Source organism: Streptomyces sp. NBC_00820 (genome assembly GCF_036347055.1).
Lineage (GTDB): Bacteria > Actinomycetota > Actinomycetes > Streptomycetales > Streptomycetaceae > Streptomyces.
Map to the genome: position 1 here is coordinate 2,204,368 of NZ_CP108882.1, position 23,832 is coordinate 2,228,199.

General features: G+C 73.0%; 19 protein-coding genes. 7 read left to right on the forward strand and 12 right to left on the reverse strand.

Going from position 1 to position 23,832, the window contains the following annotated elements; genetic code table 11:
* Window positions 1–95 precede the first annotated feature (95 nt).
* The 3 genes from OIB37_RS10055 to OIB37_RS10065 all read right to left on the reverse strand — a co-directional run bounded on the left by OIB37_RS10055 (window position 96) and on the right by OIB37_RS10065 (window position 7,301).
* Window positions 96–1,559 carry a glutamate synthase subunit beta gene (locus OIB37_RS10055; RefSeq protein WP_330457203.1) on the reverse strand — a complete coding sequence of 488 codons (1,464 nt, stop codon included), beginning with the start codon at window positions 1,557–1,559 and terminating at the stop codon, window positions 96–98.
* Window positions 1,552–6,069: a glutamate synthase large subunit gene (gltB, locus tag OIB37_RS10060; protein WP_330461809.1), complete on the reverse strand. Its 4,518-nt coding sequence runs from the start codon at window positions 6,067–6,069 to the stop codon at window positions 1,552–1,554. The genes OIB37_RS10055 and gltB overlap by 8 nt, the downstream gene beginning before the upstream one ends.
* A 500-nt stretch (window positions 6,070–6,569) precedes the next feature.
* On the reverse strand, window positions 6,570–7,301 hold the full coding sequence (locus tag OIB37_RS10065; protein WP_330457204.1) for a VIT1/CCC1 transporter family protein: 732 nt from the start codon (window positions 7,299–7,301) through the stop codon (window positions 6,570–6,572).
* Window positions 7,302–7,685: 384 nt separating this feature from the next.
* Between OIB37_RS10065 and OIB37_RS36280 the strand changes: the two genes are divergently transcribed.
* The 7 genes from OIB37_RS36280 (at window position 7,686) to OIB37_RS10100 (ending at window position 16,262) form a co-directional block, all read left to right on the forward strand.
* Window positions 7,686–9,542, forward strand: a complete 1,857-nt coding sequence (locus OIB37_RS36280; RefSeq protein ID WP_443058134.1) for an ADP-ribosylglycohydrolase family protein — start codon at window positions 7,686–7,688, stop codon at window positions 9,540–9,542.
* Entirely contained in the window at window positions 9,539–10,654 is a 1,116-nt protein-coding gene (locus OIB37_RS10075) for an ADP-ribosylglycohydrolase family protein (protein ID WP_330457205.1), read from the forward strand. Before OIB37_RS36280 ends, OIB37_RS10075 begins: the two co-directional genes overlap by 4 nt.
* 8 nt (window positions 10,655–10,662) lie before the next feature.
* A complete protein-coding gene (locus tag OIB37_RS10080) occupies window positions 10,663–11,847 on the forward strand; it encodes an ADP-ribosylglycohydrolase family protein (protein WP_330457206.1) in 1,185 nt (394 codons plus the stop codon).
* The gene (locus OIB37_RS10085; RefSeq protein WP_330457207.1) at window positions 11,835–13,196 is read left to right on the forward strand and encodes an ADP-ribosylglycohydrolase family protein; all 1,362 of its coding nucleotides are present in this window, start codon (window positions 11,835–11,837) and stop codon (window positions 13,194–13,196) included. Before OIB37_RS10080 ends, OIB37_RS10085 begins: the two co-directional genes overlap by 13 nt.
* Window positions 13,193–14,086, forward strand: a complete 894-nt coding sequence (gene rbsK / locus OIB37_RS10090; RefSeq protein WP_330457208.1) for a ribokinase — start codon at window positions 13,193–13,195, stop codon at window positions 14,084–14,086. The genes OIB37_RS10085 and rbsK overlap by 4 nt, the downstream gene beginning before the upstream one ends.
* Window positions 14,087–14,316: 230 nt before the next feature.
* The gene (locus tag OIB37_RS10095; protein ID WP_443058260.1) at window positions 14,317–15,444 is read left to right on the forward strand and encodes a CaiB/BaiF CoA transferase family protein; all 1,128 of its coding nucleotides are present in this window, start codon (window positions 14,317–14,319) and stop codon (window positions 15,442–15,444) included.
* The gene (locus tag OIB37_RS10100; protein WP_330457210.1) at window positions 15,441–16,262 is read left to right on the forward strand and encodes an HpcH/HpaI aldolase/citrate lyase family protein; all 822 of its coding nucleotides are present in this window, start codon (window positions 15,441–15,443) and stop codon (window positions 16,260–16,262) included. Before OIB37_RS10095 ends, OIB37_RS10100 begins: the two co-directional genes overlap by 4 nt.
* A gap of 120 nt (window positions 16,263–16,382) precedes the next feature.
* Here the strand turns inward: OIB37_RS10100 and lgt are convergent, their stop codons facing one another.
* The 9 genes from lgt to OIB37_RS10145 form a co-directional block, all read right to left on the reverse strand.
* Window positions 16,383–17,456 carry a prolipoprotein diacylglyceryl transferase gene (gene lgt / locus OIB37_RS10105; protein WP_330457211.1) on the reverse strand — a complete coding sequence of 358 codons (1,074 nt, stop codon included), beginning with the start codon at window positions 17,454–17,456 and terminating at the stop codon, window positions 16,383–16,385.
* A gap of 84 nt (window positions 17,457–17,540) precedes the next feature.
* Window positions 17,541–18,311 carry a DsbA family protein gene (locus OIB37_RS10110; RefSeq protein WP_330457212.1) on the reverse strand — a complete coding sequence of 257 codons (771 nt, stop codon included), beginning with the start codon at window positions 18,309–18,311 and terminating at the stop codon, window positions 17,541–17,543.
* Window positions 18,312–18,439: 128 nt separating this feature from the next.
* Window positions 18,440–19,258, reverse strand: a complete 819-nt coding sequence (trpA, locus tag OIB37_RS10115) for a tryptophan synthase subunit alpha (RefSeq protein ID WP_330457213.1) — start codon at window positions 19,256–19,258, stop codon at window positions 18,440–18,442.
* A complete protein-coding gene (gene trpB / locus OIB37_RS10120; protein ID WP_330457214.1) occupies window positions 19,255–20,538 on the reverse strand; it encodes a tryptophan synthase subunit beta in 1,284 nt (427 codons plus the stop codon). Before trpB ends, trpA begins: the two co-directional genes overlap by 4 nt.
* Window positions 20,539–20,925: 387 nt before the next feature.
* Window positions 20,926–21,117 (reverse strand): tryptophan biosynthesis modulator TrpM, encoded by a 192-nt coding sequence (trpM, locus tag OIB37_RS10125; protein ID WP_330457215.1) that lies wholly within the window; start codon window positions 21,115–21,117, stop codon window positions 20,926–20,928.
* A gap of 24 nt (window positions 21,118–21,141) precedes the next feature.
* Window positions 21,142–21,951, reverse strand: coding sequence for an indole-3-glycerol phosphate synthase TrpC (trpC, locus tag OIB37_RS10130; protein WP_330457216.1), 810 nt, complete (start codon window positions 21,949–21,951; stop codon window positions 21,142–21,144).
* Between the two features lie 146 nt (window positions 21,952–22,097).
* Complete coding sequence (locus tag OIB37_RS10135) at window positions 22,098–22,490, reverse strand: DUF2752 domain-containing protein (RefSeq protein WP_330461810.1); 393 nt, start codon at window positions 22,488–22,490, stop codon at window positions 22,098–22,100.
* 175 nt (window positions 22,491–22,665) lie between these two features.
* Window positions 22,666–22,926: an HGxxPAAW family protein gene (locus OIB37_RS10140; protein WP_330457217.1), complete on the reverse strand. Its 261-nt coding sequence runs from the start codon at window positions 22,924–22,926 to the stop codon at window positions 22,666–22,668.
* 215 nt (window positions 22,927–23,141) lie between these two features.
* Entirely contained in the window at window positions 23,142–23,783 is a 642-nt protein-coding gene (locus tag OIB37_RS10145) for a TIGR02234 family membrane protein (RefSeq protein WP_330457218.1), read from the reverse strand.
* Window positions 23,784–23,832: the final 49 nt, after the last annotated feature.

The window sequence follows — 23,832 nt, forward strand, 5'->3', positions numbered from 1 at the left end:
CGGCGCCTGCCCGGGCGTCCGGTCGGGGACAGGTGGGCAGGCGCCGTCGGTGTTCCGTCCGTACGCCGTTGTACGGAACGTCTCTTGCCGCCCTGTCAGACCGCCAGGGAGCGGTCGGTGGGGCGGATCGGGGCCGGCAGGTCGCTGGCTCCGGTCAGGTGGCGGTCGACGCCGCGGGCGGCCGAGCGGCCTTCGGCGATCGCCCAGACGATGAGGGACTGGCCGCGTCCGGCGTCGCCGGCGACGTACACGCCGGGGACGCTGGTGCGGAAGTCGGCGTCGCGGGCGATGTTGCCGCGCTCGTCCAGGTCCAGGCCGAACTGCTCGACCAGGCCGTTGTCGCGGTCGGTGCCGGTGAAGCCCATGGCGAGGGTGACCAGCTGGGCCGGGATCCTGCGCTCGGTGCCGGGCTTCTGGGTCAGCTTGCCGTCGACGAACTCGACCTCGGTGAGGTGCAGCGACTGGACGTTGCCGTCCTCGTCGCCCTCGAAGTGGGTGGTGGAGACGGAGTAGACCCGCTCGCCGCCCTCCTCGTGGGCGCTGGTCACCTTGTACAGCATGGGGAAGGTGGGCCAGGGCTGGTTCACCGGGTGCCGCTCGTCGTTCGGGCGGGGCATGATCTCCAGCTGGGTGACGGAGGCCGCGCCCTGGCGGTGGGCGGTGCCCACGCAGTCGGCGCCGGTGTCGCCGCCGCCGATGACGACGACGTGCTTGCCCTCGGCCGAGATGGGCGGGGCCACGTAGTCGCCCTCCTGGACCTTGTTGGCCAGCGGCAGGTACTCCATCGCCTGGTGGATGCCGGACAGCTCGCGCCCGGGGACCGGGAGGTCGCGGGCGGTGGTGGCTCCGACGGCCAGGACCACGGCGTCGTACCGCTTCTTCAGGTCCGTCGCCTTCAGGTCGCGGCCGATCTCGATGCCGGTGCGGAAGCGGGTGCCCTCCGCGCGCATCTGCTCGATGCGGCGGTTGATGTGCCGCTTCTCCATCTTGAACTCGGGGATGCCGTAGCGCAGCAGGCCGCCGACGCGGTCGGCGCGCTCGTAGACGGCGACCGTGTGACCGGCGCGGGTCAGCTGCTGGGCGGCGGCCAGGCCCGCGGGGCCGGAGCCGACGACCGCGACGGTCTTGCCGGACAGCCGCTCGGGGATGCGCGGGGCGACGTCCCCGGTCTCCCACGCCTTGTCGGTGATCGAGACCTCGACGTTCTTGATGGTGACCGCGGGCTGGCTGATGCCGAGCACGCACGCCGACTCGCAGGGGGCGGGGCACAGGCGGCCGGTGAACTCGGGGAAGTTGTTGGTCGCGTGCAGGCGTTCGGAGGCGGCCGCCCAGTCCTCGCGGTAGGCGTAGTCGTTCCACTCGGGGATGAGGTTGCCGAGCGGACAGCCGTTGTGGCAGAAGGGGATGCCGCAGTCCATGCACCGGCCGGCCTGCTTGCTGATGACGGGCAGCAGGGAGCCGGGGACGTAGACCTCGTTCCAGTCCTTGACGCGCTCGGCGACGGGACGGGTCTTGGCGACCTCGCGGCCGTTGTTGAGGAAGCCCTTCGGGTCAGCCATTGATCGCCGCCTCCATCATCTTCTCGGTGATCTCGGTCTCGGAGAGACCGGCTCGCTCGGCGGCGTCCTTGGCGGCGAGCACTGCCTGGTAGGTGCTGGGGATGATCTTGCTGAAGCGCTGCACGGCCGCGTCCCAGTCGGCGAGCAGCTTCTCGGCGACGGTGGAGCCGGTCTCCTCGGCGTGGCGGCGCACCACGTCGTGCAGCCACTGCCGGTCGGTCTCGTCCAGGGTCTGGACGGCCGCGGCGTTGCCGGCGTTGACGTTGTCGCGGTCGAGGTCGATGACGTACGCGATGCCGCCGGACATGCCGGCCGCGAAGTTGCGGCCGGTCGGGCCGAGGACGACCGCGCGGCCGCCGGTCATGTACTCGCAGCCGTGGTCGCCCACGCCTTCGGAGACGACCGTCGCGCCGGAGTTGCGGACGCAGAACCGCTCTCCGGTGCGGCCGCGCAGGAACAGTTCGCCGCCGGTGGCGCCGTAGGCGATGGTGTTGCCCGCGATCGTCGAGTACTCGGCGAGGTGGTCGGCGGCGCGGTCGGGGCGGACGGCGATGCGGCCGCCGGACAGGCCCTTGCCGACGTAGTCGTTGGCGTCGCCCTCCAGGCGCAGGGTGATGCCTCGCGGGAGGAACGCGCCGAAGGACTGGCCGGCGGAGCCGGTGAAGGTGATGTCGATGGTGTCGTCGGGCAGGCCGGCGCCGCCGAACTTCCGGGTCACCTCGTGGCCGAGCATGGTGCCGACCGTGCGGTTGATGTTGCGGATGGCGACCTGGGCGCGCACCGGGTGGGCCTCGGTGGCGTCGGAGGCGGCCAGGGCGTCGGCGGCGAGCTTGATCAGCTCGTTGTCCAGGGCCTTCTCCAGGCCGTGGTCCTGGGAGACGTTCTGGTGGCGGACGGCGCCGGCGGGCAGTTCGGGCACGTGGAGCAGCGGCTCCAGGTCCAGGCCCTGTGCCTTCCAGTGGTCGACGGCGCGGGTCACGTCGAGGACCTCGGCGTGGCCGACGGCCTCCTCGATGGAGCGGAAGCCCAGTTCGGCGAGGAGTTCGCGGACCTCTTCGGCGATGAACCGGAAGAAGTTCACGATGTGCTCGGCCTTGCCGGTGAAGCGTTCGCGCAGGACCGGGTTCTGGGTGGCGATGCCGACCGGGCAGGTGTCCAGGTGGCAGACGCGCATCATGACGCAGCCGGAGACGACGAGCGGCGCGGTGGCGAAGCCGAACTCCTCGGCGCCGAGGAGCGCGGCGATGACGACGTCGCGTCCGGTCTTGAGCTGGCCGTCGGTCTGGACGACGATCCGGTCGCGCAGGCCGTTGAGGAGCAGGGTCTGCTGGGTCTCGGCCAGGCCCAGTTCCCAGGGGCCGCCGGCGTGCTTGAGGCTGGTCAGCGGGGAGGCGCCGGTGCCGCCGTCGTGGCCGGAGATCAGGACGACGTCGGCGTGTGCCTTGGAGACGCCGGCGGCGACCGTGCCGACGCCGACCTCGGACACCAGCTTCACGTGGATGCGGGCGCCGGGGTTGGCGTTCTTGAGGTCGTGGATCAGCTGGGCGAGGTCTTCGATGGAGTAGATGTCGTGGTGCGGCGGTGGGGAGATGAGGCCGACGCCCGGAGTCGAGTGACGCGTCTGGGCGATCCACGGGTAGACCTTGGGGCCGGGCAGCTGGCCGCCTTCGCCTGGCTTGGCGCCCTGGGCCATCTTGATCTGGATGTCGTCCGCGTTGACGAGGTACTCGCTCGTGACGCCGAAGCGGCCGGAGGCGACCTGCTTGATCGCCGAGCGGCGCGCGGGGTCGTAGAGGCGCTCGGGGTCCTCGCCGCCCTCGCCGGTGTTGGACTTGCCGCCCAGCTGGTTCATGGCGATGGCGAGGGTCTCGTGCGCCTCCTGGGAGATGGAGCCGTACGACATGGCGCCGGTCGAGAACCGCTTGACGATCTCGGAGACCGGCTCGACCTCCTCCACCGGGACCGGCTGCCGGCCGGACGTGAGGCCGAACAGGCCGCGCAGCGTCATCAGGCGCTCGGACTGCTCGTTCACGCGTTCGGTGTACTTCTTGAAGATGTCGAAGCGGCCGGAGCGGGTGGAGTGCTGGAGGCGGAAGACCGTCTCCGGGTCGAACAGGTGCGGCTCGCCCTCGCGGCGCCACTGGTACTCGCCGCCGATGTCGAGGGTGCGGTGCGCGGGGGCGATGCCGCTGGCCGGGTAGGCCTTGGCGTGGCGGGCGGCGACCTCGCGGGCGATGACGTCGATGCCGACGCCGCCGATCTTGGTGGTGGTGCCGTTGAAGTACTTCTCGACGAAGGCGCCGTCCAGGCCGACGGCCTCGAAGACCTGGGCGCCGCGGTAGGAGGCGACGGTGGAGATGCCCATCTTCGACATGACCTTCAGGACGCCCTTGCCGAGGGCGTAGATCAGGTTGCGGATGGCCTGCTCGGGTTCGATGCCGCTGATGAAGGTGCCGGCGCGCAGCAGGTCCTCGGCGGACTCCATGGCCAGGTAGGGGTTGACGGCGGCGGCGCCGAAGCCGATGAGCAGGGCGACGTGGTGGACCTCGCGGACGTCGCCGGCCTCGACGAGCAGGCCCACGTGGGTGCGCTGCCTGGTGCGGATGAGGTGGTGGTGGACGGCGGCGGTGAGCAGCAGCGAGGGGATCGGCGCGTGCTCGGCGTCGGAGTGCCGGTCGGACAGGACGATCAGGCGGGCGCCGTTGCCGATGGCCGCGTCCGCCTCGGCGCAGATCTCCTCGATGCGGGCGGCGAGGGCGTCGCCGCCACCGCCGACCCGGTACAGGCCGGAGAGGGTCGCGGCCTTCATTCCGGGCATGTCGCCGTCGGCGTTGATGTGGATGAGCTTGGCCAGCTCGTCGTTGTCGATGACCGGGAAGGGCAGGACGACGGAGCGGCAGGAGGCGGCGCTGGGGTCGAGCAGGTTGCCCTGCGGGCCCAGCGAGCTGCGCAGGGAGGTGACCAGTTCCTCGCGGATGGCGTCCAGCGGCGGGTTGGTGACCTGTGCGAACAGCTGGGTGAAGTAGTCGAAGAGCAGGCGGGGGCGCTCGGAGAGGGCGGCGATCGGCGAGTCGGTGCCCATCGAGCCGATGGGTTCGGTGGCGGACTTGGCCATCGGGGCGAGGATGACGCGCAGCTCTTCCTCGGTGTAGCCGAAGGTCTGCTGGCGGCGGGTGACCGAGGCGTGGGTGTGGACGATGTGCTCGCGCTCGGGCAGGTCGCTCAGCTCGATCTCGCCGGCTTCCAGCCATTCGGCGTACGGCTGCTCGGCGGCGAGGGACGCCTTGATCTCGTCGTCCTCGATGATGCGGCCCTCGGCGGTGTCGACGAGGAACATCTTGCCGGGCTGGAGGCGGCCCTTGCGGACGACCCTGGCGGGGTCGATGTCGAGGACGCCGACCTCGGAGCCGAGGACGACGAGGCCGTCGTCGGTGACCCAGTAGCGGCCGGGGCGCAGTCCGTTGCGGTCGAGGACGGCGCCGACCTGGGTGCCGTCGGTGAAGGTGACGCAGGCGGGGCCGTCCCACGGCTCGATCATCGTGGAGTGGAACTGGTAGAAGGCGCGCCGGGCGGAGTCCTTGGAGCTCATGGACTCGTGGTTCTCCCAGGCCTCCGGGATCATCATCAGCACGGAGTGCGGCAGGGAGCGGCCGCCCAGGTGCAGGAGTTCGAGGACCTCGTCGAAGGAGGCGGAGTCGGAGGCGTCCGGCGTGCAGACCGGGAAGGTCCGCTCCAGGGAGCCCTCGGCGAAGAGGCCGGAGGCGAGCTGGGACTCGCGGGCGCTCATCCAGTTGCGGTTGCCCTTGACGGTGTTGATCTCACCGTTGTGGGCGACGAAGCGGTAGGGGTGCGCGAGGGGCCACGACGGGAAGGTGTTGGTGGAGAACCGGGAGTGCACGAGCGCGATCGCGGAGGCGAAGCGGCGGTCGGACAGGTCCGGGAAGAAGGGCTCCAGCTGGCCGGTGGTCAGCATGCCCTTGTAGACGATCGTGCGGGCGGACAGCGAGGGGAAGTAGACGCCGGCCTCGCGCTCGGCGCGCTTGCGCAGGACGAAGGCCTTGCGGTCGAGGGCGATGCCCTCGCTCCGGTTGTCCGTGACGAAGATCTGCCGGAAGGCCGGCATGGTGGAGCGGGCGGTGGCGCCGAGCAGTTCCGGGGCGACCGGAACCTCACGCCAGCCGAGGACCGTCAGTCCTTCCTCTGCCGCGATCGTCTCGATCCGCGAGACGGCTTCCCCGGTCTCCCGGGTGGGCAGGAAGGCGATGCCGGCGGCGTACGAACCCGCCGCCGGGAGGTCGAATCCGGCGACCTCGCGGAAGAAGGTGTCGGGGACCTGGGAGAGGAGGCCTGCGCCGTCTCCGGAGTCGGGCTCTGAGCCGGTGGCGCCGCGGTGTTCGAGGTTGCGCAGAACGGTCAGCGCCTGCTCGACCAGCGCATGGCTCGCCTCACCGGTGAGGGTGGCCACGAAGCCGACGCCACAGGCGTCGTGCTCGTCGCGGGGGTCGTACATACCCTGCGCGGCAGGGCGAGCATCCATGAACGACCAGTTCTGGCCATTCGCGGAATGCTGGGACGGCTGGCGCGTCGTACGCATCGGCTCTCCCGTCGTCGTCAACTAGTGGCATTTGGGGGTGCCGAGGGACGACGCTGGCCCTCTGCGGGGTGCAAAATTTCGAGCAGGTTACATGATGGGGCGGTTCTCGGAAACTGGATACAGCGTTCCAACATGCGGACACCGCGGGGGGTGCGGCGGGCGCCCCGGGGGGACGGCGGGGCCGCTCACCGGTGGCTGAAAAGTATGGGGGCCCGAGCCGGAGACGATCGGTCGGATCGGCGTCCGTCGGCCTGTGGAGGGAGGGGGGCGGGGGAAAGCGTCTTCGCCCACCCCGCGGGTACGCCACAGGCGTCATTGCCCGCAGCGCTTACGGCTCATGCCCGTTCGTCAGGCGTTCGAAACCAGCGAGTAACGGCTACTTATGCCACGTGACGCATAAGTTACGGACCGCCCGGTCATCCTATGGCGGTTCCGAACAGGCTGCCCAGGGCGTACGTCACACCGGCCGCCGCACCGCCCAGCGCGAGCTGCCGGAGCCCGCTGAACCACCAGGTCCGCGCGGTCACCTTGGCCACGACGGCACCGCAGCCGAAGAGCCCGGCGAGCGCGAGGAGCAGGGCCGGCCACAGGGCGGTCGCGCCGAGCAGGAACGGCAGGACGGGCAGCAGGGCGCCCAGCGCGAAGGACGCGAACGAGGACACGGCGGCGACCAGCGGCGACGGCAGATCGCCGGGGTCGATGCCGAGCTCCTCACGGGCGTGGATCTCCAGGGCCTGCTCGGGGTCCCTGGACAGCTGCCGTGCGACCTCCCGGGCCAGCGCGGGCTCGACACCGCGGGTCGTATACAGGGCCGCCAGCTCGTTCTCCTCGTCCTGCGGGTGTTTGCGCAGCTCACGGCGCTCGACGTCCAGCTCGGCCTCGACGAGTTCGCGCTGCGAGGCGACCGAGGTGTACTCGCCGGCCGCCATGGAGAAGGCGCCGGCCGCGAGCCCGGCGAGCCCGGTGATCACGATCGTCTGGTGGCCGACCGACCCGCCCGCGACACCGGTCATCAGGGCGAGGTTGGAGACCAGGCCGTCCATCGCGCCGAAGACCGCGGGGCGCAGCCAGCCGCCGTTCACGTCGCGGTGCGTGTGGTTGTCGCGGTGCGCCTCGTGCAGCGCGGCCTCGGTTTCGATGATGGCCATATGGACCCCCGGGAAGCTTAGCCAAAGCTAACTTTGGACGAGTTCTACTTTTCGACAGATCTAAACGTACGCCGAAAGCCTGCCTCCTGCCAGCAAGGAAAGGCTGGGCTAACCTGCGGCTTTACCTTCCCTTGCTCATTCGCGCACCCTTCCGCTCAAATGCCGAGCGGGTGATGCTGAGCCTCCGCAGGCTGGTGCGGGGCCGTCCCGTGGGACACATCCGCAAAGGGGGCTCCGCGGGGGCCCTGCCGTACCCGCCGCACCCACCACGCCTCCTGTACCCGCCGCATCACCACACCTGCTGTACCCGCCGCCCACCCCCGCCTGCTGTACCCGCCGTGCCTGCTGTGCCGCCCCGCTGTGCCCCGCTGAAGGAGAGGCCCCATGGCATCGATCGCCCGCACTTCCCCGGCTCCGGCGCCCGGGGGCTCCGCCGGACTCCGCGAGCGGGCGCGCGGCGCGCTGCTCGGCCTGGCTGTCGGCGACGCGCTCGGGGCACCCGCGGAGAACCTCAAGCCCTCCGAGATCCGCGCCCGCTGGGGCCGCATCACCGGGTACGTCGCCGAGAACCCGTCGGGCACGGACGACACCGAGTACGCGATCTTCTCGGGACTCCTGCTGGCCCGGCACGGCTCGGCGCTCACCCCGGCGCACGTCGAGGCGGCCTGGCACCAGTGGATCGCCGGCCATGCCGAGGGCCCCTTCCGCGGGGCAGGCTTCAGCGAGCGCGGCACGCTGGAGAACCTCCGCCGCGGCCTCGCGGCCCCCATCTCCGCCCAGCACCGGCACGCCTGGAGCGACGGCCTGGCGATGCGCGCGGCGCCCTTCGGGGTCTTCGCCGCGGGGCGCCCCACCGAGGCGGCCCGCCTGGTGGCGATCGACGGCTCGGTCAGCCACGAGGGCGAGGGCATCTACGGCGGTCAGGCGGTCGCGGCGGGAGTGGCGGCGGCGATGGCGGGCGCGGCGCCCCCGGTGGTCATCGCCGCGGCCCTCGCCGCCGTCCCCGACGACTCCTGGACCGCCCGCTCCCTGCGCCGCGCGGTCACCGTCGCCCACCGCGGCGAACGCGCGGTGCGCTCCGCGGTGGTCATCGGCGGCTACCCCTGGACCGACCTCGCCCCCGAAGCCGTCGCCCTCGCCTTCGGCGCGTACGCGGCGGCCGACGGCGACTTCCGCGAGGCCGTCCTCACCGCCGTCAACATGGGCCGCGACGCGGACACGACGGCGGCGGTCGCGGGCGCCCTCGCCGGCGCGACACGGGGCGCCGGCGCGATCCCACCGGAGTGGGCGTCCGCGATCGGCCCCGCCCGCGGCCGCTGCCTCCCCGCCATGACCGGCCACCACATCCTCGACGTGGCGGAACTCCTGGTCCCGGAGGAGGGAGGCAAATGGGGAGAGGGCGTGGTCACGCCGGACTTCCTGCCACTCACGACGAGAACCCTCCATCCAACCCAACCGGCCCAACTCCCCAGCCCCCCGGCCCCCACCTCCACCCCAACAGAACCGCCCACACCCACACCACTCACCACGGTCCCCGCGGAGCCGCTCCCCCTCACCGCCCAGCCCACCGAGCAGCCTTCGCCGCTGCCCCTCGCCGCCGGCCCCACCGAACCAACCACCCCACTACCGCTCAGCCCCCGGCCCACCGAACCGCCCTCACCCCTGCCCCTCACCGCTGGACCCGCAGAGCCAACCACCGCGCTACCGCTCGACGCCGGACCCACCGAACCAACCACCGCGCTCCCCTTCACCGCCGGACCCGCCGAACCACCCGCACCCCAGCCACTCGCCGCCCAGCCCACCGAACCGATCGCACCCCCACCACCCGCCACCCGGCCCACCGAGCCGATCGCACCCTCACCCTCCACTTCGCAGCCCACCGAGCCCACACCCCCTCCGAGCACTTCACAGCCCACCGATTCGGGTGGTGGGTGGGCGGAGGAACGGGGGTCCAGGGGGCGGAGCCCCCTGGTGGGCGCGGCGGACACCGGGCACGAGGACAGCACAGGCTCACTGGTGAGCGCGGCAAGCGCAGGGCACGAGGACAGCACAGGCTCACCGACGGAGACGGGGAACCCCGGGCGCCAGAACAGCACAGGCACGCTGGTGAGCGAGGCAAGCACAGGGCACGAAGACAGCACAGGCACACCGGTGAGCGAGGCAGACGCAGGGCGAGAAAGCACAGGCACACTGGTGAGCGCGGCAAGCACCGGGCACGGGAACCGCGAGGACCGGCGGTGACCCGCCGTATCGAGGGGCTGCTCCTCGGACTCGCCGCGGGAGACGCCGCCGGCTGGCCCGCCGCCCGCCACCGAGCCGCCCGCATGCCCGAGTGGACCCGCCGCCTCACCCGCGAACTGGACACCTTCGCGGAGCAGAACGCGACCACGACGCTCCCCGTGCCGATCGCCCTGAACCAGCCCCCCGAACCCCTGCGCCTCGGCCCCTCGGACGACGCCGAGTGGGCGGCGTTCGCCGCGGAGGCGGTGCTGCGGGCCGGCGACGACGACGTACTCGGCGACCTCAGCCGGGACCGCCGTATGCGCGCCGCGATCGACCTCACCTGGACCGCGGTCGCCGCCGAGGTCTCCGCGGCAGCGGACCGCGCCCCGGAGATCGAGTCCGCCGTACTCCCGCTGCGCGCCCGCATCTCGGTCCGCGCCGGCCTCGGCAATCTCGCCGCCGGCCTGCGCCCGCCCGCCACCGGCCACGACAACCCGCACTACTTCGACGACGCCGCCTGCGTCCGCGCCTGCGTCCTCGCGGTGGCGCACCCCGGCGACCCCCGCCGCGCCGCGGACCTCGCCGAGTTCGACGCCCGCTACACCCAGGACGGCGACGGCGTGCACGGCGCCCGCGCCATGGCGGCGGCCCTGTCGCTGGCCCTCGACGGAGCGGACACGGACGCCTGCGTGACGGCCGCGCTCGCCGAACTCCCCGCGGAGACGGAGATCGGCCGCAACGCCCGCCACGCACTCGCCCTGGCCGAGCACACCGGCCCCGCGTTCGCCCTGGTCCCCCTCCTGGAACACCAGATCGTCGACCACGTCTACAGCTACGGCATCGCCGCCGCCGAAACCGTCCCCGTCGCGCTCGCCCTGACCGTCGCCGCCCGCGGCCGCATCGCGGAGGCGGTCCCGGCCGCCGCCTGCCTGTCCCGGGTCGCCGACTCCGCCCCCGCCCTCGCCGGCGCGCTCACCGGCGCCCTGGGCGGCGGCGCGTCCGTCCCGGCCGCCTGGCGGGAGGCCTGCCGCACCCTGTCCGGCTGCACGCTGCCCCGCCTCACCGGCACCGATCTGGTGGAACTCGCCGGACTCCTGGAAACCGCGCAACGGGCCCGACCAGGAGGATGATTCGGGGCATGACGCCCACAAGAGAAGAAAGCGGCGAATCCTGCTCGAACGGTCTCGATGACCGGATCACCGGAGCCCTGGTCGGAGCCGCCGTCGGCGACGCGCTCGGCGGCCCCGTCGAGGGGTACTCCCCCGAGCAGATCACCGAGCGGCACGGCGGCCGCGTCCACGGCGTCGTCGGCCCCTGGCACGGCGACGACTGGCGCACCGCCCGGCCCATCGCCCCGTACCACAAGGGCGACGGCCACGTCACCGACGACACCTTGATGACCCACGCGCTGGTCCGGGTCTACGCCCGTGTCCGCGACCACCTCGACGCCTACGCCGTCGCGGACCACCTGGTCCCGGACCTGATGACCACGCCGCGCTGGATCCCCGAGCTGGAGGCCGAGGCCCTGCCGCTGCAGCGCCTCTTCCTCGCCGAGAAGTGGCTGGTGGCCCGGCTGGCCTACGGCCACGCCGACCCCCGGGAGGCGGGCACCGGAAACATCGTCAACTGTGGCGCGGCGATGTACATGGCCCCCGTCGGCCTGGTCAACGCGGCGAACCCGGCCGCCGCGTACGCCGAGGCGCTGGACATCGCCGGGGCGCACCAGTCGTCGTACGGCAGGGAGGCCGCCGGGGTCTTCGCCGCGGCCGTGGCCGCCGCCACCACGCCCGGCGCGACCCCGGACTCGGTCGTGACGGCCTGCCTCGCCCTGGCCAAGGACGGCACGCGTGAGGCGATCGAGAAGGTCTGCGAAGTGGCCGCCTCCTTCAGTGACTTCGAGTCGGCGCTGCGCCCGCTCAGGGCGGCGGTGGCCCCGTACGACACGGTCGGCCCCGACTACCGCGCCCCCTCGCTCGGCGCCCGCCGCCCCTCCCGCCTGCACTCCATCGAGGAACTGCCCGTCGCGCTCGGCATGCTGCTGGTGTCCGGCGGCGACTACCGCCACGCGGTCCTCGGCTCGGTCAACTACGGCCGCGACTGCGACTCCATCGCCACGATGTCCGGAGCCCTCGCGGGTGCCCTCGGCTCGCCCGTCCCGGAGGACTGGTCGAAGACGGTGGCCGAGGCGAGCCGGCTGGACCTGTGGGCACCGGCCCGTGAACTGGCCGGGGTGACCGTCGAGATCTTCGCCCGGGACGTGCGGCGCCACCGCGCCCACGAGCGGGCCTTCGCCGCACTGGGAGGCGTGGCATGCTCCGACTGACCTGGGTCCAGCCCGAGGACCTGCTCGGCCACGAACTCCGCCAGGCGCTGCTGGACGGCCGGGAGCCGTCGCGGATCGCGGCGCGCTGGCGCGCGGCCGGCGGCCTGGACGCCCCCGAACGGGCCGGCGCCTCCACCGACCGTGCCTCGCGCTACCTGCGCCTGCTGGCGGAGGACCTCCTCGACGAACTCGCCGACCTCCCCAGCACGTTGGCGGAGGACGAGCCGACCGACCTGGCGCGGATCAGGGCCGCCTGTCCCGACTGGCCCGCGGCGAACCGTGCCGCGCGAACGGTCCCGCACGCGCTGGAGGCCGCCTGGCTCGGCCGGGCCGTCGGCTGCCTGCTGGGCAAACCGGTGGAGAAACTCCCCCTGGACGCCATCCGCGCCCTGGCCCGGTCGACCGGCAACTGGCCCCTCACCACCTGGTTCACCGCGAAGGGCGTCCCCGAGGACCTGCTCGCCCGGCATCCGTGGAACCGCCGCTCGGCCGCCACCTCCCTCGCCGAGAACATCGACGGCATGCCCGAGGACGACGACCTCAACTACCCCCTGCTGAACCTCCTCCTGCTCCAGCGTCACGGCAGGGCCTTCACCACCGACGAGGTGGCACGGCTGTGGCTCGACGAACTCCCGCCCGGCCGCACCTTCACCGCCGAGCGCGTCGCCCACCGCAACCTCCTCACCGGTATCGAACCCCCGCACACCGCGCGTCACCGCAACCCGTTCCGGGAGTGGATCGGCGCCCTGATCCGCGCCGACCTGCACGGCTGGACGAACCCGGGCGCCCCGGCGGCCGCCGCCGAGCAGGCGTACCGCGACGCGACCCTCACCCACACCGCCAACGGCGTGTACGCGGCGATGTTCACGGCCGCCGTCATCGCCGCCGCGGCCACCGGCACCGAGGACGTCCACGCCTGCCTGCGCACCGGCCGCGCGGTGATCCCGTCCCGCTCCCGGCTGGCCCGGGCGGTCGACCACGCCCTCGAACTGGCCGTACGGCACGCGGACTTCGACGACGTGGTGGACGAGCTCCACGCCCTCTACTCCCCCACCCACCACTGGGTCCACGCCCTCCCCAACACCGCCCTGATCACCGCCGCCCTCGCCCACGCGGACGGCGACTTCACCGGCTCCGTCTGCCGTGCGGTGTCGGGCGGCTGGGACACGGACTCCAACGGCGCGGCCGCCGGCAGCGTCGCCGGTCTCCTCGCGGGCTCCCCCGACGCACTGCCCGAGCGCTGGCGGGCCCCGCTGAAGAACCGGCTCGCCACCACCGTCGCCGACTTCGACGGCACCGGCTTCGACACGCTCGCCCATCTCACCCACCTGGAGGCGACCCGCCCATGATCCACATCGCCGTGCTCGGCAGCACGAACATGGACCTCGTCACCTATGTCGCCAAGGCCCCGCAGCGCGGCGAGACGGTGACGGGACGGGAGTTCCGCACGATCCCCGGCGGCAAGGGCGCCAACCAGGCGATCGCCGCCGCCCGCGCCGGCGCCACCGTGTCGATGATCGGGGCCGTCGGCAACGACGACTTCGGCGCGCGGCTGCGCGACACCCTCGAACACTCCGGCGCGGACACCGACTCCCTGCGTACGGTCGAGGGCCAGTCCGGCACCGCGCACATCGTCGTGGACGACGAGGGCGGCAACGCGATCGTCGTCATCCCCGGCGCGAACGGCACCGTCGACCACCTCTCCCCCGGTGACGAGGGCGTCATCGCCTCCGCCGACGCCCTGCTGCTGCAACTGGAGATTCCGCTCGACGCGGTCATCGCGGGCGCGGAGGCGGCCCGCCGGCACGGGGTCCGTACGATCCTCACCCCGGCCCCGGCCCAGCCGCTGCCGCCCGAACTCTTCGCCGCTACCGACCTGCTGGTGCCGAACGAGTACGAGGCGGTGACCCTCACCGGCCGTACCGATCCGCGCGAGGCGGCCATCGCCCTGCTGGAGGTGGTGCCGGAGGTCGTCGTCACCCTGGGCGCGGTCGGCAGCCTGTACGTCGCGCGAGGCACGGAGCCACTGCTCGTGCCCGCGCCGCGGGTCACCGCGGTGGACACGACCGGTGCGGGCGACACGTTCGCGGGCGCGCTCGCGGTCGCCCTCGCCGAGGAGAAGCCGGTGCGCGAGGCGCTGTCCTGGGCGGCAGCGGCGGCGGCGCTGTCCGTGCAGCGGGAGGGGGCGTCGGTGTCGATGCCGTACCGCCCGGAGATCGAGGCGCAGTACACCGCATGAACACACCCACACGCCCCACACGCCCCGGGAACACGTCCCGCACACCCGCACCCCCTGCCGCGGACCCCTCCCCGGCCCCGTCCCCGGGTCCGTCCCGGTCCGCGGCCCCTTCCCGGTCCCCCGCCCCGCCCCGCTCCCCGTCTCCTTCCCCGGCCTCTTCCGGGCCCCCGCGCGGCCGCCCTCTCGACGGGCTGCGGGTGCTCGACCTGGCCACGCTCTTCGCCGGGCCCATGGCCGCCACGCACCTCGGTGACTTCGGCGCCGAGGTGATCAAGGTGGAGCATCCGGGGCGGCCCGACCCCTCGCGCGGGCACGGCCCGTCGAAGGACGGGGTGGGCCTGTGGTGGAAGGTGCTCGGCCGCAACAAACGGACGATCACCCTCGACCTGTCCAGACCCGGCGGCCGGACCACGCTGCTGCGCCTCGCCGCCACCGCCGACGTGGTGATCGAGAACTTCCGCCCCGGCACCCTGGAGAAGTGGGACCTGGGCTGGGCGGAGCTGTCCGCCGCCAACCCGCGGCTGGTCCTCGCCCGGGTCACCGCCTTCGGCCAGTTCGGTCCGTACGCGCACCGGCCCGGCTTCGGCACCCTCGCCGAGGCGATGAGCGGCTTCGCGGCCCTCACCGGCGAACCGGACGCGCCGCCGACGCTCCCGCCGTTCGGGCTCGCGGACGCGGTCGCGGGCCTGGCGACGGCGTACGCGGTCATGACGGCGCTGGCCGCCCGCGAGCGGACCGGCGAGGGCCAGGTCGTGGACATGGCGATCATCGAGCCGATGCTCGCGGTCGTCGGCCCCCAGCCGACCTGGTACGACCAGCTCGGCTACGTGCAGGAACGCGCCGGCAACCGGTCGGCGAACAACGCCCCGCGCAACACCTACCGCACCGCCGACGGCTCCTGGGTCGCCGTCTCCACCTCCGCGCAGTCGGTGGCCGAGCGGGTCGTACGGCTGGTTGGCCGCCCCGAGCTGGCCGAGGAGCCGTGGTTCGCCACGGGCGCGGAGCGCGCCGCGCACGCGGACGTCCTGGACGCGGCGGTCGCCCCGTGGATCGCCGCCCGCACCCGCGACGAGGTCCTGGCGGCCTTCGAGAAGGCGGAGGCCGCGGTGGCTCCCGTCCAGGACGTCCGCGGTGTGCTGGACGACCCCCAGTACCAGGCGCTGGACACGGTCACCACCGTGCCCGACCCGGAGCTGGGACCGCTGCGCATGCAGAACGTCCTCTTCCGGCTCTCCGCGACCCCCGGCGCGATCCGCTGGGCGGGCCGCCCGCACGGCGCCGACACGGAGGCCGTCCTCACCGAACTGGGCCTCACCCCGTCCGACCTGCACGCCCTGCGCGAGGAAGGTGCCCTGTGACCGAGTTTCCGAGGTGCCCGCTCACCTGGCTCTACGTCCCCGGAGACCGCCCGCACGTCGTCACCAAGGCGCTGGCCGCGGGCGCCGACGTGGTGGTGATCGACCTGGAGGACGCGGTCGGCCCCGACCGCAAGGAGTACGCCCGCGCCGCCACCGCCGAGCGCCTGGCCGAGCCGCAGCAGGTCCCGGTGCACGTCCGCGTCAACGCCCTGGACACCGACCGGGCGGCGGCGGACCTGGCCGCGCTGGCCGGCCTGCCGGGGGTGTCCGGGCTGCGGCTGCCGAAGGTGACGTCGGCATCCGAGATCCGGCAGATCGCCGTGGCCACCCCGCTGCCGCTGTACGCGCTGCTGGAGTCGGCCCTCGGCATCGAGCACGCCTACGCGATCGCCACCGCCCACCCCTCCCTGCGGGGCATCTCCCTCGGTGAGGCCGACCTCCGGGCCGACCTGGGCCTGCGGGCCGACGCCGGCCTCGACTGGTCCCGCTCCCGCGTGGTCGTCGCCGCCCGTGCGGCCGGTCTGGCCCCACCGTCCCAGTCCGTCCACCCCGACATCCGCGACCTGGACGGTCTCGCCGCGTCCTGCGCCCGCGGCCGCGCCCTCGGCTTCCTGGGACGCGCCGCGATCCACCCCCGCCAGCTCCCGGTGATCGAGCGGGTCTACCTCCCCACCCCCTACGAGATCGAGGAGGCCGAGACGGTCCTCAAGGCGGCGGCCACCGACCAGGGCGCCCAGGCGCTGCCCGACGGCCGGTTCATCGACGCGGCGGCCGTGGCGCTGGCCCACCGGACGCTGTCCCTGACCCGCAGGAACTGAGACCGGGCCGGCACCGCGCCGCCACGCGAACGGCGGGGGCCGATCGCGCCGTGACCACCCCCGCACACGACGAGGGCGCCCGGAGAGTTCCGGGCGCCCTCGTCGGCGTGCGAGCGGTCGTCAGCCCTTCTTCGCCGACTCCGCCGTGTCCTTCGCCTCCACCGGTTCCGGCTCGGCCTCGGCGTCGGGCTCGACGTCGGCCTTGCCCGCGGTCTCCTTGCCCTTGGCCTCCGCCTTGCCCTTGGCTTCCGCCTTGGTCATGGTCACGGCGTCGGCCTTCGCGTCCGCGTCGGTCCCGGCCTTGGCGTCCGCGCCGGCATCCGGCTCGGCGTCGGCCTCCGCGTCTTCGGCGGCGCCTTCTTCAGCCGGGCCGTCGGGGGCGGCCGGTTCCACCACGGCCTCCTGTCCCGGTCGCAGCTTCGCGGAGAGCACGATGTACGTGACCGCCAGCAGGAAGACGATCAGGGCGGTCCAGTCGTTGAGGCGCAGGCCCAGGATGTGGTGGGCGTCGTCGACCCGCATGTACTCGATCCAGCCGCGGCCCACGCAGTACGCGGCGACGTACAGCGCGAAGGTCCGCCCGTGACCGAGCGCGAAGCGGCGGCCGGCCCAGATGGCCAGGAATCCGACGCCGACGCACCACAGGGACTCGTAGAGGAAGGTCGGGTGGTAGTAGCCCGGGACCCGGCCGCCCTCGGAGGAGGTGATGTGCAGGGCCCACGGAACGTGGGTCGCGTGGCCGTACAGCTCCTGGTTGAACCAGTTGCCCCAGCGGCCGATGGCCTGCGCGAAGGCGATACCGGGGGCGATGGCGTCGGCGTAGGCGGGCAGCGGGATCCCGCGGCGACGGCAGCCGATCCACGCGCCGACCGCGCCGAGCGCGATCGCGCCCCAGATGCCCAGGCCGCCCTCCCACACCTTGAAGGCGTTCACCCAGTCACGGCCGTCGCTGAAGTACAGCTCGTAGTCCGTGATCACGTGGTAGAGCCGGCCGCCGACGAGGCCGAAGGGCACGGCCCAGACCGCGATGTCGGCCACCGTGCCGGGCCGCCCGCCGCGGGCGATCCAGCGCTTGTTGCCGAGCCAGACGGCGACGAAGACACCGATGATGATGCAGAAGGCGTAACCGCGCAGCGGAACGGGGCCGAGGTACAGCACCCCGTGCGACGGGCTGGGAATGTAGGCAAGTTCCATGGCAAGGTCGACGCTACCGTGCCGGGCCGCGTGGGCGGCAGGCGGACCGGCTACGGCTCCATAACGGGCGCGTGAGAAACACGCTTACCCTCGGTCCGCCGCCTCCACCATCTGCTTGAGCTTCGCCGGGGTCATCGTCTGGTCCTGGTAGATGTTCTTGCCGTCGAACAGCACCGTGGGCGTCCCGGTGAAGCCGCCGGTCTGGAAGGCCTGGTGGGACTTGTTCACCCAGCTGTTGTGGGTGCCGTCCTTGACGCACTTGCGGAACGCGGGGGTGTCCAGGCCCGGCACCTTGCCGGCCAGCTCGATCAGCTTCGCGTCGTCGAAGGCGTCGCTGCTCTCCGGAGGCTGGTTCGCGTACAGCACGTCGTGGTAGTCGCGGAACTTTCCGGCGTCCTGGGCGCAGGCCGCCGCGTTGGCCGCGCGCAGCGAGCCGGTGCCGCCCATGTTGCCGTCGATCAGCCGGACCAGGTGGTAGTCGATTCTGAGCTTGCCCGCGTCGGCCAGCTCGTGCAGGACCGGGCGGTAGCGCGTCTCGAAGTCCTGGCAGGCCGGGCAGCGGAAGTCCTCCCAGACCGTGAGCGTGGACTTGGCGCCGTCCTTGCCGACCGGGATCGCGAGGCTGTCCTTGCCCTGCGCGCCGGAGGGCGCCACGACCGGGCCGGCGCTGCTTCCCTTCTTCTTTCCCGCGTTCGCGGCGATCACGCCGATCACCGCCGCCAGCCCGAGGACGCAGACGACACTCGCGCCCACGATCAGGGCGCGCCGGCGCTTCTCCGCGGACTTCTGCTTCTCGCGCTCGACCACCAGCCGCTCGCGGGCGGTCCGCTTTCCGTCACGGTTCTTCTCGCTCACACCCCCAGAACGAACCGGGGAGGCGCAGCGCGCCTCCCCGGCCGGAGGTCCACCCGTTCGAGTGACCGAAATATTCCGTTGTCGCCTGATGGGCGCCCATGTGAAGCGCGTCGCGCGCTCCGGTGTGGCTACGCCTGTCGGCGCACGCCCTTGGCCAGGTCGCCGGCCAGCTCGCGGACCGCGTCGATCCCGGAGGCGTGGTCGGCGGCGTCCAGCATCCGCTTCACGAACGCCGAGCCGACGATGACACCGTCGGCGAAGCCGGCGACCTCGGCGGCCTGGGTGGCGTTGGAGACGCCGAGGCCGACGCAGACCGGGAGGCCGCTGCCGGTGGCCCGGGTGCGCTCCACCAGGTCATGGGCCTGCGCGCCGACGGACTCACGGGTGCCGGTGACGCCCATCAGCGAGGCGGCGTAGACGAAGCCGCTGCCAGCAGCGGTGATCTCGGCGAGCCGCTCGTCCTTGCTGCTGGGAGCCACGACGAAGACCGTGCCGAGGCCGTGCTTCTCGGCGTGCTCGCGCCACAGCGCCGACTCCTGGACCGGCAGGTCGGGCAGGATGCAGCCCGCGCCGCCCGCCTCGGCCAGCTCGGCGGTGAACCGCTCCACGCCGTAACGGTCGATGGGGTTCCAGTACGTCATGACGAGCACCGGCTTGCCGGTGGCCTCGTGGGCCTCGCGGACCGTGCGCATGACGTCGGCGATCTTCACGCCGCCGCGCAGGGCGATGTCGTCGGCGGTCTGGATGACCGGACCGTCCAGGACGGGGTCGCTGTGCGGCAGGCCGACCTCGACGATGTCGGCGCCGCCGTCGAAGACGGCCTTGATCGCCTCGATGCCGCCGTCCACGGTCGGGAACCCGGCCGGGAGGTAGGCGATGAGCGCGGCGCGCCCCTCGGCCCTGGCGGCGGCGAGGGTGTCGGACAGCAGGTGGATGTTGCCGCTCACTTGGCGTCCCCCTCGATCTCGGCGGTGTCGGCTTCGTTGGCGGCAACCTCGGCGTCGGCTTCGTAGAGGCCGAAGTAGCGGGCGGCGGTGTCCATGTCCTTGTCGCCGCGGCCGGAGAGGTTGACGATGATCAGCCCGTCCGGGCCCAGCTCCTTGCCGACCTCCAGGGCGCCGGCGAGGGCGTGGGCGCTCTCGATGGCCGGGATGATGCCCTCGGTGCGCGACAGCAGGCGCAGGGCCTGCATGGCCGCGTCGTCGGTGACCGCGCGGTACTCGGCGCGGCCGGAGTCCTTGAGGTAGGCGTGCTCGGGGCCGATGCCGGGGTAGTCGAGGCCGGCGGAGATCGAGTACGGCTCGGTGATCTGGCCCTCCTCGTCCTGCAGGACGTAGGAGCGGGAGCCGTGCAGGATGCCGGGCTCGCCCGCGGTCAGGGTGGCCGCGTGCTCGCCGGTCTCCACGCCGTGTCCGGCGGGCTCGCAGCCGATCAGGCGGACGTCCGCGTCGGGGATGAAGGCGTGGAAGAGGCCGATGGCGTTGGAGCCGCCGCCGACGCAGGCGATGGCGGCGTCGGGCAGCCGGCCGGCCTGCTCCAGGATCTGCCGGCGGGCCTCCACGCCGATGACGCGGTGGAAGTCGCGGACCATCGCCGGGAAGGGGTGGGGTCCCGCGACGGTGCCGAAGAGGTAGTGGGTGTTGTCGACGTTGGCGACCCAGTCGCGGAAGGCCTCGTTGATGGCGTCCTTCAGCGTGCGGCTGCCGGACTTCACCGCGACGACCTCGGCGCCCAGCATGCGCATGCGGGCCACGTTGAGGGCCTGGCGCTGGGTGTCGATCTCGCCCATGTAGATGGTGCACTCGAGGCCGAACAGGGCGCAGGCGGTGGCGGTGGCGACGCCGTGCTGGCCGGCGCCGGTCTCCGCGATGACGCGGGTCTTGCCCATGCGCTTGGTGAGCAGGGCCTGCCCGAGCACGTTGTTGATCTTGTGCGAGCCGGTGTGGTTGAGGTCCTCGCGCTTGAGGAACACCCGTGCGCCACCGGCGTGTTCGGCGAACCGCGGCACCTCGGTGAGGGAGCTGGGGCGGCCGGTGTAGTTCACCAGCAGGTCGTCGAGCTCGCGGGCGAACTCGGGGTCGGCCTTGGCCTTGTCGTACTCGACGGCGACCTCGTCCACGGCGGCGACCAGGGCCTCCGGGATGAACTTGCCGCCGAACGCGCCGAAGTAGCCCTCGGCGGTGGGGACGTGACCCTCGGGGTCGGGAATGAAGAACTGGCTGGGCATGCGGATACCTCGCAGGGGCAGGGCCCCGGGTTGCTCGGACTTGGGGTACGTGCTGGTGCGCGCGCTGTGTTTCGGGCGTGCTGACCCACCTGCCCGACGGCCGCGTTCTCGGCGGGGCCGGGCAAAGATCTCACAGAATCCGGTGCCATCGGGGGCGGCCGGTCCGGAACGGTCCCGGCCGGTCCGCCGCGAGGGCGCCCGGCCGCGGCGTCGCGGACCGGTGGTGCCGGACCGTCCGCGGCTTCATCGTGCGTCACGAGCTGGGCTTCGTACATCACGAGCCGGACTTCGCGCACCATGAGCCGGGCCTCGTGCACCACGAACCCAGGGGGTGTGGGGTGTCACGAGCCGGTGAAGGCGGCCGGTGTTCCGTCTGGAGGGGGCGGTTCAGCTCACCGCGGGGGACACGCGCACAGCGTGCTGCCATCGCATGCCGTTGACCTGGCCGGGTTCGTCGCCGATCACATAGCGGACCCGCCGCCCGTGCACCCGCCGCGCGGGGGCACGGCAGCCTCGGGGCCGGCAGCCGCGGGCGAGGCGGGCATGGGGGTCCCGCGTCGCGAAGGTGATCGGAAGCATCTCGACGCCCAGCTTAGCGAAGGTTCAGTTCCGGCCGTGCCGCAGTGCGGGGTGCTCGCCCGCCGCGACCAGGTCGGCTACGGCCGTCTTGGGGTCGCGGCCGGTGACGAGGGACTCGCCGACCAGTACCGCGTCGGCGCCCGCGTTGGCGTAGGCGATCAGGTCGTGCGGTCCGCGCACGCCGGACTCGGCGATCTTGACGATGTGGTCGGGGATCTCCGGGGCGACCCGCTCGAACGTGGCGCGGTCGACCTCCAGGGTCTTCAGGTTGCGCGCGTTGACGCCGATGATCTTGGCGCCCGCGTCCACGGCACGCTCGACCTCGTCCTCGTCGTGCACCTCGACGAGCGGGGTGAGGCCGATGGAGACGGCACGCTCGATCAGCGACTCCAGGGCCGGCTGGTCCAGGGCCGCCACGATCAGCAGCGCGAGGTCGGCGCCGTACGCGCGGGCCTCCCACAGCTGGTACGACGTGACGATGAAGTCCTTGCGCAGCACCGGGATGTCGACGCGGGCGCGGACGGCCTCCAGGTCGGCCAGCGAGCCGCCGAAGCGGCGCTGTTCGGTGAGGACGGAGATGACGGCGGCGCCGCCGGCCTCGTAGTCGGCGGCGAGCCCGGCCGGGTCGGCGATCGCGGCCAGCGCGCCCTTGGACGGGCTGGAGCGCTTGACCTCGCAGATCACCTTGACGCCGTCGCCCTTGAGGGCGGCGACGCCGTCCTTGGCGGCGGGCGCCTTGGCCGCGCGCTCCTTGAGCTCGTCGAGGCTGACGCGTGCCTGCCGCTCCGCGAGGTCGGCCCGGACTCCGTCGATGATCTCGTCGAGCACACTCACGCGAGCGGCCCCCTTTCAGACGGTGGTACCTACGGTGGTTCCTGATGGGTTCGTGAACCCATGGTCACTTCGATGGTATCCGCAGGAGGGCCGAGGGCTCGCATCCGGTGCCCTCCGGTTCCATTACCTGGACACCCCCTGTTCGATCAAGGGTGCAACCAGCCACCGAACGGCAGGTTCCGGACAACGGTGAAGGCCAGCAGCAATGTGCCGGCGATCCACAGCGGGGCCGGGCCCGGATCGATCCGCACCGGTCTCCCGCGCGCGGCCCGGACCACCCAGGCGGTCCACAGCACGGCGAAGCCGAGGTAGGCCGCCACGCCCGCCGCGTTGTCCCGCAGGGCGGCGAGGAGGTCGCCGTGGATGAAGGCGTGCGCGCTGCGCAGTCCGCCGCAGCCGGGGCAGTACAGGCCCGTGAACCGGTACAGCGGGCAGACGGGGTAGTGGCCGGGCTCGCCGGGGTCGACGGCGCCGACGTAGGCGAAGGCCGTGGCCACGGCCGCGAGGGCCCCGGCCGGGGCGGCGAGGCGCTGCCACAGGGGGCCGGGCGGGTCCGCCGGGCGCGGTGCGGTGAGCGGGGTCGGGCCCGGGGCGAGACGGCGGTCGGCGTTCACCCTGGCATTCTGCCCGGCGGGCCCCCGGAACGCGCGCGAGGGGCGGCCCGGCACCGGTGGGGTGCGCGGGCCGCCCCTCGCGGGACGTGCGGGGCGGCGCTCAGCTCTGGGCGCCGGCCGGCTCGCGGGTCGCGGCCGGGGCGGCCTGGTAGGTGAGGGCGGTGGCCTGCTTGGGCATGCCGAGCCCCATGGCCCGCATGACGGCGCCCACGACGCCACCGAGGACCACGATCGCCATGCCGGCCCAGAAGCCGACCGGCTGGGCCATCACCATGAAGGCGCCCGCGACGCAGAAACCGATGAAGGCGATGGTGACGCCGGTCCAGGCGGCCGGGGTGTGACCGTGGCTGCTGCCCGCCATGACTTGCTCCTCGTTGCTGTACGTGTCGTAGTTCGCGACGTTCGTGTCGTACGTTTCCGGGCCCGCCCGTCACCGTCAGGGCCGGAACCGTCCGACCCGGAACTGTCCGAGCCGGACACTCGCCCTCCATTGTCCCGTACGCGTGCGCGTGCCGGACGCGGGGGTGCCGTCTGGTTCGCCACAGTCGGCGGCGTGGGCCGGGGAAGGGACGCGGCTCAGGCTCCGGTGGGGTCCTCGCCGCGGTCCAGGGCCTTCCAGATCTCCTCGGGGCGCTCTGGGTCGACCGGGCGGGCCGTGCGCCGGGGGCGCTCGCCGCCGCGCTCGTAGCGGCCGGACATGGCGGGCCACAGGCCGCCGTAGCGCAGGGCGAGCAGCCCGGCGAGCAGGATCAGGACGCCGCCGGCGGCCGCGACGTAGGGCCAGCCGGTGTGGGTGAGGGAGGCGACGGTGGCGGAGGCGTCTCCGGTGGCCTCGGCTGCCTTGTCGTCCAGCGCGGAGTCGTCCGAGGCGCCGGAGAGCGCGGCCACGACGATGCCGGCGCCGGAGAGCGCGAGCAGGGCGGCGACGAGGAGACGGCCGGCCCGGCGGACGGCGAACACGGCGACGAGCGCGGCGAGGCCCACGACGGCGAGGGCGGCGGGGACGCCGGTGACGTCGCTGCCCTTGGCGACCAGCGGGAAGGCGCCGCCGGCCACCGTCGCGGTGCCCTCCGACCAGCGCTGCCGGGTGGAGAGCAACGCGACGGCCGCGCCGAGCGCACCGAACATCAGGGCCATGGCGAGGCTCCGCCGGCCGGACCGGACGGGTGCGGAGGCCGTCGAGGAGTCGGAACGGGGGTGGGGTACGGCAGTAGTCACGTCATCCACTATCGCCTGAACCCCGGGCGAACCGTCACCCGGGGTTGGT

What these genes read in the sequence shown, in the direction of transcription:
- OIB37_RS10055 (WP_330457203.1), bottom strand. Translation starts at nt 1,559, where the DNA reads ATGGCTGACCCGAAGGGCTTCCTCAACAACGGCCGCGAGGTCGCCAAG.
- gltB (WP_330461809.1), bottom strand. Translation starts at nt 6,069, where the DNA reads ATGTACGACCCCCGCGACGAGCACGACGCCTGTGGCGTCGGCTTCGTG.
- OIB37_RS10065 (WP_330457204.1), bottom strand. Translation starts at nt 7,301, where the DNA reads ATGGCCATCATCGAAACCGAGGCCGCGCTGCACGAGGCGCACCGCGAC.
- OIB37_RS36280 (WP_443058134.1), top strand. Translation starts at nt 7,686, where the DNA reads ATGGCATCGATCGCCCGCACTTCCCCGGCTCCGGCGCCCGGGGGCTCC.
- OIB37_RS10080 (WP_330457206.1), top strand. Translation starts at nt 10,663, where the DNA reads ATGACGCCCACAAGAGAAGAAAGCGGCGAATCCTGCTCGAACGGTCTC.
- OIB37_RS10085 (WP_330457207.1), top strand. Translation starts at nt 11,835, where the DNA reads ATGCTCCGACTGACCTGGGTCCAGCCCGAGGACCTGCTCGGCCACGAA.
- rbsK (WP_330457208.1), top strand. Translation starts at nt 13,193, where the DNA reads ATGATCCACATCGCCGTGCTCGGCAGCACGAACATGGACCTCGTCACC.
- OIB37_RS10095 (WP_443058260.1), top strand. Translation starts at nt 14,317, where the DNA reads ATGGCCGCCACGCACCTCGGTGACTTCGGCGCCGAGGTGATCAAGGTG.
- lgt (WP_330457211.1), bottom strand. Translation starts at nt 17,456, where the DNA reads ATGGAACTTGCCTACATTCCCAGCCCGTCGCACGGGGTGCTGTACCTC.
- trpB (WP_330457214.1), bottom strand. Translation starts at nt 20,538, where the DNA reads ATGCCCAGCCAGTTCTTCATTCCCGACCCCGAGGGTCACGTCCCCACC.
- trpM (WP_330457215.1), bottom strand. Translation starts at nt 21,117, where the DNA reads ATGCTTCCGATCACCTTCGCGACGCGGGACCCCCATGCCCGCCTCGCC.
- OIB37_RS10140 (WP_330457217.1), bottom strand. Translation starts at nt 22,926, where the DNA reads ATGGCGGGCAGCAGCCACGGTCACACCCCGGCCGCCTGGACCGGCGTC.